This window comes from Pseudomonas sp. NGC7 (assembly GCF_047159675.1).
In the GTDB taxonomy this organism is placed as follows: Bacteria; Pseudomonadota; Gammaproteobacteria; order Pseudomonadales; family Pseudomonadaceae; genus Aquipseudomonas; species Aquipseudomonas kermanshahensis.
In genome coordinates this window covers 511,961-528,111 of the sequence record NZ_BAAFZY010000001.1, presented here as the reverse complement: position 1 = coordinate 528,111, position 16,151 = coordinate 511,961, and the positions used below count along the sequence as shown (strand labels likewise).

At 63.5% G+C, this 16,151-nt stretch carries 13 protein-coding genes and 1 tRNA gene; 12 read left to right on the top strand and 2 right to left on the bottom strand.

Annotated elements, in window-relative coordinates; all coding sequences use genetic code 11:
* The first annotated feature begins 106 nt into the window (after positions 1 to 106).
* Positions 107 to 3,850, top strand: a complete 3,744-nt coding sequence (locus tag ACMCNM_RS02330; protein WP_412763878.1) for an EAL domain-containing protein — start codon at positions 107 to 109, stop codon at positions 3,848 to 3,850.
* Positions 3,851 to 3,866: 16 nt separating this feature from the next.
* Positions 3,867 to 3,943, top strand: a tRNA-Ile gene (locus tag ACMCNM_RS02325).
* A 63-nt stretch (positions 3,944 to 4,006) separates the two neighbouring features.
* On the opposite strand, the gene ACMCNM_RS02320 is transcribed toward ACMCNM_RS02325, so the two are convergent.
* The gene (locus tag ACMCNM_RS02320) at positions 4,007 to 4,564 is read right to left on the bottom strand and encodes a serine acetyltransferase (RefSeq protein WP_412763877.1); all 558 of its coding nucleotides are present in this window, start codon (positions 4,562 to 4,564) and stop codon (positions 4,007 to 4,009) included.
* Between the two features lie 114 nt (positions 4,565 to 4,678).
* On the opposite strand from ACMCNM_RS02320, the gene ACMCNM_RS02315 reads away from it, so the two are divergent.
* From ACMCNM_RS02315 to ACMCNM_RS02270, 10 genes are all read left to right on the top strand, one after another.
* Complete coding sequence (locus ACMCNM_RS02315) at positions 4,679 to 5,140, top strand: Lrp/AsnC family transcriptional regulator (RefSeq protein WP_085274064.1); 462 nt, start codon at positions 4,679 to 4,681, stop codon at positions 5,138 to 5,140.
* Positions 5,141 to 5,738: 598 nt separating this feature from the next.
* The gene (locus tag ACMCNM_RS02310) at positions 5,739 to 7,421 is read left to right on the top strand and encodes a flavin monoamine oxidase family protein (RefSeq protein WP_027594366.1); all 1,683 of its coding nucleotides are present in this window, start codon (positions 5,739 to 5,741) and stop codon (positions 7,419 to 7,421) included.
* A gap of 14 nt (positions 7,422 to 7,435) precedes the next feature.
* Positions 7,436 to 8,230 carry a carbon-nitrogen hydrolase family protein gene (locus tag ACMCNM_RS02305; RefSeq protein ID WP_412763876.1) on the top strand — a complete coding sequence of 265 codons (795 nt, stop codon included), beginning with the start codon at positions 7,436 to 7,438 and terminating at the stop codon, positions 8,228 to 8,230.
* A 240-nt stretch (positions 8,231 to 8,470) separates the two neighbouring features.
* Positions 8,471 to 10,747: a pyrroloquinoline quinone biosynthesis protein PqqF gene (gene pqqF / locus ACMCNM_RS02300; RefSeq protein ID WP_412763875.1), complete on the top strand. Its 2,277-nt coding sequence runs from the start codon at positions 8,471 to 8,473 to the stop codon at positions 10,745 to 10,747.
* Between the two features lie 169 nt (positions 10,748 to 10,916).
* A complete protein-coding gene (pqqA, locus tag ACMCNM_RS02295) occupies positions 10,917 to 10,988 on the top strand; it encodes a pyrroloquinoline quinone precursor peptide PqqA (RefSeq protein ID WP_003243383.1) in 72 nt (23 codons plus the stop codon).
* A gap of 78 nt (positions 10,989 to 11,066) precedes the next feature.
* The gene (gene pqqB, locus ACMCNM_RS02290) at positions 11,067 to 11,978 is read left to right on the top strand and encodes a pyrroloquinoline quinone biosynthesis protein PqqB (RefSeq protein ID WP_027594363.1); all 912 of its coding nucleotides are present in this window, start codon (positions 11,067 to 11,069) and stop codon (positions 11,976 to 11,978) included.
* 9 nt (positions 11,979 to 11,987) lie between these two features.
* The gene (gene pqqC / locus ACMCNM_RS02285) at positions 11,988 to 12,743 is read left to right on the top strand and encodes a pyrroloquinoline-quinone synthase PqqC (protein WP_412763874.1); all 756 of its coding nucleotides are present in this window, start codon (positions 11,988 to 11,990) and stop codon (positions 12,741 to 12,743) included.
* Entirely contained in the window at positions 12,740 to 13,015 is a 276-nt protein-coding gene (gene pqqD / locus ACMCNM_RS02280) for a pyrroloquinoline quinone biosynthesis peptide chaperone PqqD (RefSeq protein WP_027594361.1), read from the top strand. Before pqqC ends, pqqD begins: the two co-directional genes overlap by 4 nt.
* Positions 12,987 to 14,147: a pyrroloquinoline quinone biosynthesis protein PqqE gene (gene pqqE, locus ACMCNM_RS02275; protein WP_027594360.1), complete on the top strand. Its 1,161-nt coding sequence runs from the start codon at positions 12,987 to 12,989 to the stop codon at positions 14,145 to 14,147. Before pqqD ends, pqqE begins: the two co-directional genes overlap by 29 nt.
* Complete coding sequence (locus ACMCNM_RS02270) at positions 14,113 to 15,936, top strand: S9 family peptidase (protein WP_412763873.1); 1,824 nt, start codon at positions 14,113 to 14,115, stop codon at positions 15,934 to 15,936. Before pqqE ends, ACMCNM_RS02270 begins: the two co-directional genes overlap by 35 nt.
* A 33-nt stretch (positions 15,937 to 15,969) precedes the next feature.
* Here ACMCNM_RS02270 and ACMCNM_RS02265 read toward each other — a convergent pair whose 3' ends face one another.
* On the bottom strand, positions 15,970 to 16,128 hold the full coding sequence (locus tag ACMCNM_RS02265) for a YqaE/Pmp3 family membrane protein (protein ID WP_007904205.1): 159 nt from the start codon (positions 16,126 to 16,128) through the stop codon (positions 15,970 to 15,972).
* Between the last annotated feature and the right edge of the window lie 23 nt (positions 16,129 to 16,151).

Below are 16,151 nucleotides of genomic sequence, written 5' to 3'. Positions count from 1 at the left end.
TTTTTCTTTTGTGGCCAAAGCGGCGACACAATGCCTGATTTCTGCCCCACATCCCCCTGAATGCCCGTCTACACTCGACGTCAGACACTCTGATAGCGAGGCCGCTATGCCCCTAATGCCGGCCATTCTGTTGCTGCTCCTTATCCTGTGGACCACAACGGCCGGCGCCCTGACCCTGACAGACGAGGAAAAAGCCTGGCTGGCTGCCCACCCGCAGTTAAGCCTGGGCGTAGACGCCTCTTGGCCACCGTTCGAGTTTCGCGACCAGGAGGGCCGGTACCAGGGATTGGCCGCCGACTACATCGACACGATCCAGGAACGCCTGGGCGTGACGCTAAAACCGGTCGAGCCCAAGAGCTGGACCGAGGTATTGGCGCAGGCGCGCAATAACCAGCTCGACCTGCTACCCGGCATCATGTCGACTCCCGAGCGCCAGGGTTACCTGGCCTTTACGCGCCCCTACCTCGACTTCCCGATTGTTATCCTGGCCCACAAAGGCGGCGCGCAACCCCGCTCATTGAAGGACCTGTACGGCCTGAAGATCGCTGTGGTCGAAAACTACGCCCCGCACGAACTGCTGCGCACCCACCACCCCGACCTGAACCTGGTGGCCATGCCCAACGTCAGTTCGACCCTGCAGGCACTGGCCACAGACGAAGTCGACGCCGTGGTCGGCGACCTCGCCTCGAGTATCTGGAGCCTTCGCCAGCTCAAGCTCGACGGCCTCTATGTCAGTGGCGAAACGCCCTACCGCTACCAACTGGCCATGGCCGCACCACGGGACAACAAAGTCCTGGTGGGCATTCTCGACAAAGTCATGGCCGACATGAGCAGCGCCGAGATCAACCGTATTCAACAGCGCTGGGTCGGTAACGTGGTGGACCAGCGCCTGTTCTGGTCCGACATGCTGGTGTATGGCCTGCCTGCGGTGCTGTTGCTGGTGGCGGTTCTTGCCGTGGTGATCCGCATCAACCGCAGGCTTAGCTCGGAAATTTCCCGGCGCATCGCCCTCGAACAAGAACTGCGAAGCAGCGAGTATCACTACCGCGGCCTGGTCGAGAGCCTGTCGGCCATCGCCTGGGAAGCCGACGCCAACGATTTCACCTACAACTATGTCTCGCCCCATGCCGAAGACCTGCTCGGCTACCCGTTGCATGACTGGCTCAAGCCCGGCTTCTGGCGCAGCATTCTGCACCCGGAGGACGCGCTCTGGGCCCAGGCTTATTGCGACAGTGAAACCGCAGCCGGCCGCGATCACAGCCTCGACTACCGGGTCATCCGCGCCGACGGGCAGCCCCTGTGGATTCGCAACATCGTCAGCATGATCGAGCATGGCCACCGGCCGGTAATGCGCGGGCTGATGATCGACATCAGCGAAACCAAGCGCACCGAAGACGCCCTGCGCCTGTCGGAGCAGAAGTTCGCCTCGGTGTTCCAGCAGTGCCCGGACATCCTGCTGATCGCCCGCCACAGCGACGGCTGCCTGCTGGAGGTCAACGAAGCCTTCGAAGAGCAGATCGGCCTCACCCCAGGTCAAGTGATCGGCCGCACCGCCACCGAGCTGAACCTGTGGGCCGTCGCCGGCACCGGGCCGCGGCTGCTCGAACGCCTGCACCAAGGCGGCATCCGCAACCTGGAAATGAGCTTCCGCCGCAGCAATGGCCAGTTGTTCACAGGCCTGACCTCGGCAGAAACATTCGAGCTCGATGGCACGCCGGCGCTGGTCGTGGCCGTGCGCGACATCAGCCAGCTCAAAGAAACCCAGGAGCAACTGCAAACTTCGGAAGAGAAGTTCGCCAAGGCATTCCACGCATCGCCCGACGGCCTGCTGCTGTCGCGCCAGAGCGACGGGCTGCTGATTGAAGTCAACGAAGGCTTCTGCCGCCTCACCGGCTACGACCTGAACCCGACCATCGACCAGACCTCCCTTGACCTGGGCATCTGGGTGGACCTCAACGAGCGCAAGCGGCTGGTCGACCAGCTCAAGCGTGATGGCTTCGTACGTGACTTCAGCTGCCACATCCGCCGCAGCGATGGGCAGATCCGCCTGTGCGAACTGTCCGCCCGGCCCCTGCCGATCGGCGGTGTCGACTGCATGCTGACCATTGCCCGCGACATCACCGAGCGCCACCTCATGCAGGAAAAACTGCAGCTGGCCGCCACCGTGTTCGAAAACACCGCCGAGGGCGTGCTGATCACCGACATCGACCAGCGCATCAGCGCGGTCAACCGCGCCTTCAGCGAAATTACCGGCTACGGCGAGATCGAGGCGCTCGGCCAAACCCCGCGCCTGCTTGCCTCAGGCCAGCACGACAGCGCCTTCTATGCCGCCATGTGGCATCAACTGACCGACGAGGGGCACTGGCAGGGCGAGATCTACAACAAACGCAAGAATGGCGAGCTGTACCCCAGTTGGCTGACCATCAGCGCGGTGCGCAACAGCGAGTACGAGATCACCCATTTCGTCGCCGTGTTCGCCGACATTTCCAGCCTCAAGCACGCCCAGGCCAAGCTGGATTACCAGGCTCACCACGACCCGCTCACCGGCCTGCCCAACCGCGCCCTGTTCGAGAACCGCCTGCAGGCCGTGCTCACCTGTGCCCAAGTCTCGAACCGCCAGGGCGCGGTGTTGTTCCTCGACCTCGACCGCTTCAAGCACATCAACGACAGCCTGGGCCACCCGGTCGGCGACCTGTTGCTCAAAGGCATCGCCCAGCGCCTGAAAGAACAGGTACGCGACGTCGACACCGTGGCGCGCCTGGGCGGTGACGAGTTCATCATCCTGTTGCCCGGCCTGCACAGGCCCAGCGACGCCAACAGCATCGCCGGCAAACTGCTGGCTTGCTTCAGCGCGCCCTTCCAGGCCGGCGAGCACGAGTTTTTCACCAGCGCCAGCATCGGTATCAGCCTTTATCCACAGGACGGTAGCGACGTCTCCACACTGATCCGCAATGCCGACGCCGCCATGTACCGCTCCAAAGCCAAAGGCCGCAACCGCGTAGAAGCCTACACCCGCGACCTCACCGCCCAGGCCAGCGAGCGCATCGCCCTCGAACATGAGCTGCGCCGCGCCGTCGAACGCAACGAAATGAGCCTGTGCTTCCAGCCCAAGCTCAGCCTCAAGACCCAGAGCCTGGTCGGCGCCGAAGCGCTGATCCGCTGGAGCCACCCGACCTTTGGCGAAGTGCCGCCAGAGCACTTCATTCACCTGGCGGAAGAGAACGGCACCATTCTGCAGCTCGGTGACTGGGTGCTTGAAAAGGCGTGCCAGCAGATGCACATCTGGAAGATGCACTACGAAGACTTTGGCCCACTGTCGATCAACCTGGCCGGCGCCCAACTGCGCCACCCCCACCTGGCACGGCGCATCGAACAGTTGTTAAAGACCTACCAGCTCAAGGCCGGCGACCTGCAGTTGGAGATCACCGAGAACTTCATCATGAGCCAGGCAGAAGAAGCCCTGGCCGTGCTGCACCAGTTGAAAAAACTGGGCGTGCAGCTGGCCATCGACGACTTCGGCACGGGTTATTCGTCCCTCAGCTACCTTAAACGCCTGCCGTTGGACATCCTCAAGATCGACAAGTCGTTCATCCGCGGCCTACCTGACGACCCCCACGACGCTGCCATCGCCAGGGCGATCATTGCCCTGGGCCGCAGCATGCAGTTCACGATCATTGCCGAAGGTGTGGAGAACCAGGCCCAGCAGCGCTTCCTGGCAGCCGAGGGCTGTGAACAGATCCAAGGCTACATCGTCAGCCTGCCCTTACCCCCAGAGGAGTTCGCCGCGACGTTTCTTCGTATAGCACTATCCGATCTTTCGGATGGCACCCTTTCAAAACCCTCGTTATAATCCGGCCACTTACTGAGGGCCTATAGCTCAGTTGGTTAGAGCAGAGGACTCATAATCCTTTGGTCCACGGTTCGAGTCCGTGTGGGCCCACCAAATACGACAAAGCCGCGCAATCGCGCGGCTTTTTTGTGCCTGTTGTCCAGCGCAAAAAAGTGTTCAGTAGCTCGTCCGAGGCTTCATCTCAACCTGCCGCGCATTGTAAAACGTGGTCCCCGCCGGAATGTCCCGCATCACCAGCGACATGGCACCAATCACCACGTTATCGCCAATGCTGATCCGGTCCGCCACTATGCAGCTGTTGGCGCCCACGCTGACGTTATCGCCAATGCGCAACGCATACGCCTCCAGCCCTAGGGTCTTGATGCCGATCGAGCAATTCTGCCGGATGAAAAAGTTACGCCCGATGCTCACGTGGCGGGTAATCACCACGCCAGGCAGGTGGGCGATGCGCAGCCCGGGGGCGATTTGGGCGCCGATGTCGATGTCCACGGCGTACTTCAGATTGAGCCGTTGCTGCATGCGCGCGGCATGACGCTGGGCCAGGCCGCCTCGTGCGTCGAGGTACTGGGCCAGGCGGAAGGCAAAGAGAAAGCGCAGCTTGTTGTCCTTGCGGGCGCGGCGCAGCACGTTGAACAGCAGGCTGATGCAGCGGCCGGGCTTTTTCTTGTTGGAGACTTCCAGTCGCCAGCATTCGAGCAGATTTGCGAAGTTCACGGCGCGGGTCCAGTACGGTCGGCCTGCCATGATGCCGAAAGAAAGCCAGTGACGCAGCCTTGCCCTGGTTGCCATTGGCTGGCTAGGCTAGCGGGCCCACTGTAGAGACTTGCCATGTCGGATGCCCGCCACATTTCGCTGGATGAAATCGACCGCCAGCTGATCGCCCTGCTGCAAATCAATGCCCGCGAAAGCGTTGCCACCCTCGCCCGCCTGCTGGGTATCGCGCGCACCACGGTCAACTCACGCCTGGAGCGGCTGGAGAAGAACAAGGTGATCTCAGGCTATGGTGTGCGCCTGGGCCAACACGTGATGGGCGGTGGCTTGCAGGCGTATGTCGGGATCAAGGTGCAGCCCCGTTCCGGCAAGGAGGTAGTGCGGCGTCTGAGTGCCATGGGGCAGGTGCAGCAACTGTGCGCGGTGAGTGGCGAGTTCGATTATGTGGCTTGGCTGCGGACCGACTCGCCGGAGCAACTGGACCAGTTGCTTGACCAGATCGGCAGTGTCGATGGGGTGGAGAAGACCACCACATCGATCATTTTGAGCAGCAAGGTGGACCGGGGGCAGCTGCTGTGACGTGAGGGGCACGAGGTGCCAGGCTTGCGATTGGCGGCGCGCATGAGATCGAGCGCCGCCCGCGCGGCGCATCGCGAGCAACGCTCGCTTGTATGGTAGGACTTGAAGGGAGGAGGAGGGACACCGCTCGCTTCTGCTTGCGCCTTGATATTGAGGGGGACGGCGGAGGAAGCGCCTACTTGATGCTTCCCTCGCACCATAGAATCTCCTACGTTTGTTTCGGGCCAATTCTTCCTGGGGTAAACGCGCGCGGCCGCCTTGGCGCATGACTCGATATTACGTCGAACAAACAAGGCAGTCGCGCGCGCCTGTCACAGGCGTTATTGGCCAGAAACAAACGTAGGAGCGAGCGTTGCTCGCGATGCGCCGCGCGGGCGGCGCTCGATCTCACAGGCGCTGCAAATCTCCAGACAAACCCTTAACCGTCACCATCGATCTCGTCAAAAATAACCAATTAATGCTCATTTCGACGAAAAAACATACATTCAGCCAACACTCTGCATCTTAATTACGAACCCCCCACGCCCTAAAATGCCCCCCAGGCATCTCCTATACTCAGGCTCCGCTCTCTGCGCAGCCCCTCTGGCAAGGTCACTTCATGAACAACAAGAACCGCCACCCCGCCGACGGTAAAAAGCCCATCACCATCTTCGGCCCGGACTTCCCCTTCGCCTTCGATGACTGGCTGGAACACCCGGCCGGCCTGGGCAGCATCCCGGCCGAGCGCCAGGGTGAGGAAGTGGCAATTGTAGGGGCCGGGATCGCTGGCCTGGTAGCGGCTTACGAGTTGATGAAGCTGGGCCTCAAGCCTGTCGTCTATGAAGCGTCGAAACTGGGTGGCCGGCTGCGTTCGCAAGCCTTCAACGGCACCGACGGGATCATCGCCGAGTTGGGTGGCATGCGCTTTCCGGTCTCTTCGACGGCCTTCTACCACTATGTGGACAAGTTGGGCCTGGAGACCAAGCCATTCCCCAACCCGCTGACCCCCGCCTCGGGCAGCACGGTGATCGACCTGGAAGGCCAGACCTACTACGCCGAAAAGGCCGCGGACCTGCCCGACCTTTTCCACGAGGTGGCCGACGCCTGGGCCGACGCCCTGGAAAGTGGCGCGCAGTTTGCCGATATCCAGCAGGCGATCCGTGACCGTGATGTACCGCGCCTGAAAGCGCTGTGGAACACGCTGGTGCCCCTGTGGGACGACCGCACGTTCTACGACTTCGTCGCCACCTCGCGCTCCTTCGCCAAGCTGAGCTTCCAGCACCGGGAGGTGTTCGGCCAGGTCGGCTTCGGTACCGGAGGCTGGGACTCGGACTTCCCCAACTCGATGCTGGAAATCTTCCGCGTGGTGATGACCAATTGCGACGACCACCAACACTTGGTCGTGGGCGGCGTCGAGCAGGTGCCGCAAGGCATCTGGCGCCATGTGCCGGAGCGCTGCGCCCATTGGCCGCAAGGCACCAGCCTCAGCTCGCTGCACGGCGGTGCGCCGCGCACCGGGGTCAAACGTATTGCCCGCGCCGCCGATGGCCAGTTGGCGGTGACCGACAACTGGGGCGACACCCGCCATTACGCCGCCGTGCTTGCAACGTGCCAGACCTGGCTGCTGACCACGCAGATCGACTGCGAAGAGTCGCTGTTCTCGCAGAAGATGTGGATGGCCCTGGACCGTACCCGCTACATGCAATCGTCGAAAACCTTCGTGATGGTCGACCGCCCGTTCTGGAAGGACAAAGACCCGCAAACCGGCCGTGACCTGATGAGCATGACGCTCACCGACCGCCTCACCCGCGGTACCTACCTGTTCGACAACGGCGACGACAAGCCGGGGGTGATCTGCCTGTCCTACGCGTGGATGAGCGATGCCCTGAAGATGCTCCCGCACCCGGTGGAAAAACGCGTGCAACTGGCCCTCGACGCACTGAAGAAAATCTACCCGAAGACCGATATCGCCGGGCACATCATCGGCGACCCGATCACCATCTCGTGGGAGGCCGACCCGCACTTTCTCGGTGCCTTCAAGGGCGCGCTGCCGGGCCATTACCGCTACAACCAGCGCATGTACGCGCACTTCATGCAGCAGGACATGCCCGCCGAACAGCGCGGCATGTTCATCGCCGGCGACGACGTGTCGTGGACGCCGGCGTGGGTGGAAGGCGCGGTGCAGACGTCGCTCAATGCCGTGTGGGGTATCATGAATCACTTCGGTGGCCAGACCCACCCGGACAACCCAGGCCCAGGCGATGTGTTCGATGAAATCGGCCCGATCGCCCTGGCCGACTGAGACAAGGAGGCGCCATGCGTATCGCTCTGTTCCAGGGCGCGCCCAACCCACTGGACGTGCCCGGCAATCTGCAACGGCTGCAGCACCAGGCGCAACGGGCGGCTGAACGCGGCGCCCAGCTGCTGGTGTGCCCGGAGATGTTCCTCACCGGCTACAACATCGGCCTGGCCCAGGTCGAGCGCCTGGCCGAGGCCAGTGATGGCCCCGCGGCCATGGACGTGGTGGAGATCGCCCAGGCGCATCGCATCGCCATCGCCTATGGCTACCCGGAGCGCAGCGATGATGGCGCGTTCTACAACAGCGTGCAGTTGATCGATGCCCATGGTCGCAGCCTGTGCAACTACCGTAAGACGCACCTGTTCGGTGAGCTGGACCGCTCGATGTTCAGCGCAGGCCCCGACCTTTTCCCCGTTGTGGAACTGGAAGGCTGGAAGGTCGGCCTGCTGATCTGCTACGACATCGAGTTTCCGGAGAACGCCCGGCGCCTGGCGCTGGACGGCGCCGAACTGATCCTGGTACCGACGGCGAACATGGCGCCTTACGATTTCATCTGCCAGGTGACGGTGCGAGTGCGGGCGCAGGAGAACCAGTGTTACCTGGTGTATGCCAACTATTGTGGGGCCGAGGGCGACATCCACTATTGCGGCCAGAGCAGCATCATCGGCCCGGATGGCAGCCTGCTGGCCATGGCCGGGCGGGACGAGTGCCAGTTGCTGGCCGAGCTTGCGCGTGAGCAGGTGGTAGAAGGGCGCAAGGCGTTTCCTTACCTGACCGACTTGCGCCAGGAACTGCATGTGCGCGAGGGCTGACAGGGGCCGCGTTGCGGCCCAATCGCCGGCAAGCCGGCTCCCACCCGAACTGTGTAGCCTCAAAGGCTAGCGCCGCACCTGTGGGAGCTGGCTTGCCAGCGATGGGGCCGGCACAACCACCACAAGACAGTTGCTCCCACAATGACAACGCAAACAGGCCCCGTAGGCGCCGGCTTGCCGGCGATTGGGCCAGGCCAGGCAGCACAAATGCGTTAGCATGAACGCCTACCTGGAGCCCCCATGCCTGACGCCACGCAGCACCTCACCCTCGCCAACGGCTTGCAGCTGACCCTGCGCCATGCCCCGCGCCTCAAGCGTGCAGCGGCCGCGTTGCGGGTGCAGGCAGGCAGCCACGATGCCCCGGCAAAATGGCCGGGCATGGCGCATTTTCTCGAACACCTGTTCTTCCTGGGCACAGCACGCTTCCCGTTGGAGGACGGCCTGATGCGGTATGTGCAGGCCCTCGGTGGCCAGGTCAACGCCAGCACCCGTGAGCGCACCACCGACTTTTTCTTCGAGGTCCCCCCCGCGGCTTTAGCCGGCGGGCTGGAGCGCCTGTGCCAGATGCTGGCCGAACCCGACCTTGGCATCGAGCGCCAGCGCCGGGAGCGTGAGGTCATTCATGCCGAGTTCATCGCCTGGTCACGTAACCCGCAGGCTCAGCAGCAATTCGCCCTGCTGCAGTCGGTTTCGCCCCAGCATCCGCTGAGCAGTTTTCAGGCGGGCAATCGTTATACCCTCGCCCTGCAAGATCCTGCGTTTCAACGCGCCCTTGGCCTGTTTCACCAACGCTTCTACCAAGGTGGGCAGATCACACTGAGCCTGTGCGGCCCACAACCGCTGGAAGCACTGGAACGCCTGGGTCGGGAATCTGGCAGCCTGTTCCCGGCCGGTAGCCGTGCCACGCAGGCATCGCCGCCGCCACTGCGCAGGGCCGGGCAGCCACTGACGTTCGCCCACGAAAGCCTGCCAGAAGGTGCCGAGCGCGCACTGGGGTTGCTGATCGACCTGCTCGACGACAGCCGACCAGGCGGCTGGCTGAGTGCGCTTCGCCAGCGCGGTTGGCTGCAAGGCTTCAAAGCCGAAACGTTGTATGCGTTCGCCGGGCAGCTGCTCTGGCACATCGACCTGCAGCTCGGGGCTGATGCCTGCAAGGATGAGGCGATCGCATTGCTGCATAGCTGGTTCGGTTTTGTCCGTCAGGCCGATCCGCAGCGGCTGAACGCCGCGTTCAGTCAATTGCAGCGCAGCCGTGAGTGGGCCGCCAGCCCGCTGGAGCTGGCACGACGGGACAGCTCAGGCCAGCCCTTCGCCGCACTCGACGAACAAGGCCTGAGCGCGCTGAAGGCACTGCTTGCCAGCCTTCCCAGCAGCGAGCATGGCCAATGGCAGATACCCGCCGCAGACGCTCTGCTGACCGCCGCACCGCCCCCCGCGACCGCGCCGTTACCTAAAGCACTGGCCATCAGCGACATGCTCCCGGCATCACGCCAATACGCCGCCCTTTATCTGCGCTGGCACCTGCCCTCAAACCTGCGCCATGGCGTGTTCCCAATCCTTTGCCAGGCGCTGCGCCCCTTGCAGGAGCGCGCCGAACGCGCCGGGCTGCACCTACAGTTCAGCGAAGCTGGCGAATATTGGCAGCTACAGTGCGCCGGCCAACCGTCGGCGGTGATGAACGCCGTCACCGAAGCCCTCGCGCTGCTGAACGCGCCCTCACCTGCCGATTGGCAGACCCCGCCGCCCGCGCCCGCCCTAATCCCGATCAGAGCCCTGCTCAAGCGACTGCCTGATGCCATGCATGCCCACAAGGCCGAACCGCTACCCGCGGGCTCGCTCGAACCGAGGCAGCTTGCGCAGGCGTGGAAACAGGCCCGCTGGCATGGCCTGGCACTGGGCTTTGAAGACACGGGCCCTCTCGGCACCGTGCTGACCCACTGCCCCGGGCAAGGCACCACGGCCACTGCGCCGCCCCAGTGGCAAGCCCGTCGATGGGTAGACGCTGCACTGGCCGGCAGCGAAAACGCAGTGTTGCTGTTCTGCCCACTGCCAGCTGACCAGCAAGCCATCGGCCGCCTGCTCGCGCAGCTGTTGCAGGGGCCGGTGTATCAACGCCTACGGGTAGAGCTGCAACTGGGCTACGCGGTGTTCAGCGCCTTCCGTCAGATTGAAGGCTGCGCTGGCCTGCTGTTTGGCGTGCAATCGCCCCATGCCACCCCTGCTCAAATTCTCGCTCACCTGCAACCGGTCCTAAGCAAAGGCGTGGTGCTCGACAGCGCAGCACAGCAGGCGCTGGCCGAGCAGTTCGCCGAGCCTGCGATGGCCAATGCCGAGGTGGCCGAATGGGCGTGGCAGACACACCTGGCGACACGACCCGACAGGCTGAATGACCTACAGTGGTCTATCCTCATGGCTCGGCAAGCGGACCTTGATGCGCTGCTCGACAGCCTTCTGGCCCCACATGCCCCTTGGCTCTGCCTGGCCAACAGCGCAGCGCCAGACCCATCCTGGCACTAGCAAAAACGAGGATTGTTACGTTAACTGCAAGGGCGCTTTTCGAAGAATTAACCTTTCGGTACAAATTTTTCTTGTAAGATAGCGCAATCTCAGTCAAGGGAACCTCCGGCGTACGGCGGTACCCAATAAGTAGCTGACCAACCCAACCCCGTTCGGAAGGAGTCATCCCATGTGGACCAAACCTGCATACACTGATCTGCGTATCGGCTTCGAAGTCACCATGTACTTCGCCAACCGCTAAGCCCTGCTTACGGTTCGACGCCTCGGCCCGCCGGGGCGTTTGTGTTTTTTGGATACGGTTTCCCGGTAGAGAGTGGCCATGTACATCCAGATTCTCGGTTCTGCCGCCGGCGGCGGCTTCCCCCAGTGGAACTGCAACTGCGTCAACTGCAAGGGCTACCGCGACGGCAGCCTGCGGGCCACGGCGCGCACGCAATCGTCCATCGCGCTGTCCGACGATGGCGAGCACTGGGTCTTGTGCAATGCCTCGCCCGACATCCGCGCCCAACTGCAGGCCTTCGCGCCGATGCAGCCGGCCCGCGCCCTGCGCGATACCGGCATCAATGCCATCGTCCTGCTCGACAGCCAGATCGACCACACCACCGGCCTGCTCAGCCTGCGCGAAGGCTGCCCGCACCCGGTGTGGTGCACAGACATGGTCCACCAAGACCTGACCACCGGCTTTCCGCTGTTCAACATGCTCAGCCACTGGAACGGCGGCCTGCAATGGAACCGTATCGAGCTCGAAGGCAGCTTCGTTATCGACGCCTGCCCCAACCTCAGGTTCACGCCCTTCCCCCTGCGCAGCGCCGCGCCCCCCTATTCGCCGCACCGCTTCGACCCGCACCCAGGTGACAACCTGGGCTTGCTGGTCGAAGACACCCGCACCGGTGGCAAGCTGTTCTACGCCCCGGGCCTGGGCCAGGTCGACGACAAGCTGCTGGCGATGATGCACGGCGCCGACTGCCTGCTGGTCGACGGCACCCTGTGGGAAGACGATGAAATGCAGCGCCGTGGTGTCGGCACCCGCACCGGGCGCGAGATGGGCCACCTGGCGCAAAACGGCCCCGGCGGCATGCTCGAGGTGCTCGATGGTTTCCCGCGCCAGCGCAAGGTACTTATCCACATCAACAACACCAACCCAATTCTCGATGAAGACTCGCCAGAACGGGCCGAGGTCCAGCGTCGAGGCGTTGAAGTCGCCTTCGATGGCATGAGCATCGAGCTTTAAGGAGGCCTGATGAGCGACCCGTTGCCGATGTCCCCTGCCGAATTCGAGCAGGCCCTGCGCGCCAAAGGTGCCTACTACCATATTCATCACCCGTATCACGTGGCGATGTACCAGGGCCGCGCCAGCCGCGAGCAGATCCAGGGCTGGGTAGCCAACCGCTTCTACTACCAGGTCAACATCCCGATGAAGGATGCCGCGATCCTGGCCAACTGCCCGGACCGCGAAGTACGCCGTGAGTGGATCCAGCGCCTGCTCGACCATGACGGCGCGCCTGGCGAAGACGGCGGTATTGAGGCCTGGCTGCGCCTTGGCCAGGCCGTGGGCCTGGACCCTGATCAACTGCGCTCCCAGGAGCTGGTACTGCCCGGCGTGCGCTTTGCCGTCGACGCCTACGTCAACTTCGCCCGCCGCGCCAGTTGGCAAGAGGCGGCCAGCAGCTCGCTGACCGAGCTGTTCGCCCCGCAGATCCACCAGTCGCGCCTGGACAGCTGGCCACAGCACTACCCCTGGATCGACCCCGCCGGTTACGAATACTTCCGCACGCGCCTGGGCCAGGCGCGGCGTGATGTCGAGCACGGCCTGGCAATCACCTTGCAGCACTACACCACCCATGCGGGCCAGGAGCGTATGCTGGAGATCCTGCAGTTCAAGCTGGATATTCTTTGGAGCATGCTCGATGCCATGAGCATGGCCTACGAGCTGAACCGCCCGCCTTATCATTCGGTCACCCAGGAACGGGTCTGGCACAAGGGGATCGCCCTATGAGTTTCGATCGCAAGCAAGTGCCCAACTGGCGCCCTGGCTACCGCTTCCAGTACGAGCCGGCACAGAAAGGCCATGTGTTGCTGTACCCCGAGGGCATGATCAAGCTCAACGAAAGCGCTGCGCTGATCGGTGGCCTGATCGATGGCCAGCGCGACGTCGCGGCAATCATTGCCGAACTTGCGCGGCAGTTCCCCGATGTGCCGGAAGTTGCCGACGACATCGAGCAGTTCATGGAGGTGGCCCGTGGCGAACACTGGATCGTCCTCGCCTGAGTTGCCGGCCACGCCCGAGGTCGGCTTGCCGCTGTGGCTGCTGGCCGAGCTCACCTACCGTTGCCCGCTGCAATGCCCGTACTGCTCCAACCCGCTGGACTTCGCCGCCCAAGGCCAGGAACTGAGCACCGCGCAGTGGTTCAAGGTGATGGCCGAAGCGCGAGAAATGGGCGCCGCGCAGATTGGTTTCTCCGGCGGCGAACCGCTGGTGCGCCAGGACCTCGCCGAGCTGATCGGTGAGGCCCGTCGGCTGGGCTACTACACCAACCTGATCACCTCCGGCATCGGCCTGACCGAAGCCCGCATCGCCGAATTCAAAAAAGCCGGCCTGGACCATATCCAGATCAGCTTCCAGGCCAGCGACGAGCAGGTGAACAACCTGCTGGCCGGCTCGAAAAAAGCCTTCGCGCAGAAGCTGGAGATGGCCCGTGCCGTGAAGGCACACGGCTACCCGATGGTGCTCAACTTCGTTACCCATCGGCACAACATCGACAAGATCGACCGCATCATCGAGCTGTGCATCGCCCTCGAAGCCGACTTCGTCGAGCTCGCCACCTGCCAGTTCTATGGCTGGGCGCACCTCAACCGCCTGGGCCTGCTGCCGACCCGCGCGCAGCTAGAGCGCGCCGAGCGCATCACCAACCAGTACCGTGACAAGCTCAAAGCCGAGGGCAACCCCTGCAAGCTGATCTTCGTCACCCCGGACTATTACGAAGAGCGCCCCAAGGCCTGTATGAATGGCTGGGGCAGCCTGTTCCTGACCATCACCCCGGACGGCACCGCCCTGCCCTGCCACGGCGCCCGCCAACTGCCGGTGCAGTTCCCCAACGTGCGTGACCACGACCTGCGGCATATCTGGTACGACTCGTTCGGCTTCAACCGTTTCCGCGGTTACCAATGGATGCCTGAGCCCTGCCGCTCCTGCGATGAGAAGGAAAAGGACTTCGGCGGTTGCCGTTGCCAGGCCTTCATGCTCACCGGCGATGCCAGTAACGCCGACCCGGTGTGCGCAAAATCGGCTGACCACGGCATCATCCTCAAGGCCCGCGAGGAGGCAGAAACCGCCCAACTCGCGATTGAAGAGATGACCTTCCGCAATGAACGAAACTCCCGTGTCATCGCTCGCGGCTGAATTCAGCGCAGCCCAGGCCGTTGCTGCAGGCACCGACTTCGCCGAGCTCAAGGTCAGCCCGGCCGGGCTGTTCTGGAACGAATTTCGCCCGGCCGATGGTGCCTGCCGAATCTGGCACTGGCACCAGTACCAAGCCCAGTGCCTGACACCGGATGGCTTCAGTGTGCGCAGCCGGGTGTACGAATACGGCGGCGGCAGTTTCTGCGTCGGCGGTGACGGGCTGGTCTTCGTCAACGAAACGGATCAACAGGTGTATACCCAAGGGCTGGACGGCGAAGTGCCGCGCCCGCTGACCCAGGCAGACGACTGCCGCTACGGCGATGTGCACTGGCATGACGGCCAGGTGCTGGCAGTCGAGGAGCACCATGGGCCAACCGTGGAGCATCGCCTGGTTGCCCTGCGCGAAGGCGCCCGCGAGGTGCTGGCTGAAGGTGCCGACTTCTACGCGTCACCCACCTTGAGCGGCGACGGGCAGCGCTTGGCCTGGGTCGAATGGGACCGCCCGGCGCAACCTTGGACACAGACGCGCTTGCTGCTGCGCGAGCGTGACAGCAGCGGCGCCTGGGGGCCTGCGCGTTGCGTGGCGGGCTTGGACGAATCCCTGCAACAACCGCGTTTCGATGCGCAAGGCCGCTTGTATTGCCTGTCGGACCGCAATGGCTTCTGGCAGCCCTGGGGGGAGATCGCCGGGCACTGGCAGGCCCTGCCCGCCGAACCCGCCGACCATGCCGGCGCGCCCTGGCAACTGGGTACCAGCACCTGGCTCGCGCTGGGGCCGCAACGCTATGTAGCCAGTTGGTTCGAGGATGGCTTTGCGCAACTAGGGCTGATAACCGCAAACCAGCAAGTGGAGCGTTTTGCCAGCGCCTACACCCGCTTTCGCAGCCTGGCGATGGATGCCGGGCAGCTCTATGCCATCGCCGCCTCGCCCGTCAGCCCACCCGCCGTCATTGCCATCGACCTGAGCAATCATGAGGTGCGGGTACTGGCCGGTGGTGCCGAGGTGCTGCCCGCCGAATGCATCAGCAAGCCGCAGGCCATGCGCTACGCCAGCGGCAACGGTATCGCCCATGGTTTCTTCTACCCGGCCATGAACGCCAAAGCGCCCGCGCCCTTGGTGGTGTTTATTCATGGCGGGCCGACCTCGGCGTGCTACCCAGCGCTCGACCCACGCATCCAGTATTGGACCCAGCGCGGCTTCGCCGTCGCCGACCTTAACTACCGCGGCAGCACGGGTTATGGCCGGGCCTATCGCCAGGCGCTGCACCTGCGCTGGGGCGAGAGCGATGTCGAGGATGCCTGCGCGGCGGTTGCGCACCTAGCGGGGCTGGGGCTGATCGACCCGAGCAAGGCCTTCATTCGCGGCGGCAGCGCGGGCGGATACACCACGCTATGTGCCCTGGCGTTCCATGATGTGTTCCGGGCCGGCGCCAGCCTGTACGGCGTCAGTGACCCAGTCGCACTGGGCCGCGCCACGCACAAGTTCGAAGGGGACTACCTGGACTGGTTGATCGGCGACCCGCTGCAGGACGCCGAACGTTATCGCGCACGCACGCCCTTGTTGCATGCAGCGCAGATCAAAGTGCCGGTGATTTTCTTCCAGGGTGAGCTGGATGCGGTGGTGGTGCCAGAGCAGACGCGCCTGATGCTGGACGCCCTGAAGGCAAATGGCATTGCAGCCGAGGGGCACTTCTATGCGGAAGAGCGGCACGGGTTCCGTAATGCACAGAACCTGGCGCATGCGTTGGAAGAGGAATGGGCGTTTTATTGCCGGGTGTTGGGCCAGTAAAGCCAAGGGGGCCGCACTGCGGCCCCGCGTTTCTTAGCGCTTGGCGATGATATACACCGCGTGCACGATCCCCGGAATGTACCCACACAGCGTCAGCAGAATATTCAGCCAGAACGCCCCGGCAAAGCCCACCTGCAGAAATACACCAAGCGGCGGCAGCAAGATGGCGATGATGATGCGAATGAAGTCCATGCACGTCTCTCCTGAAGGGTTAC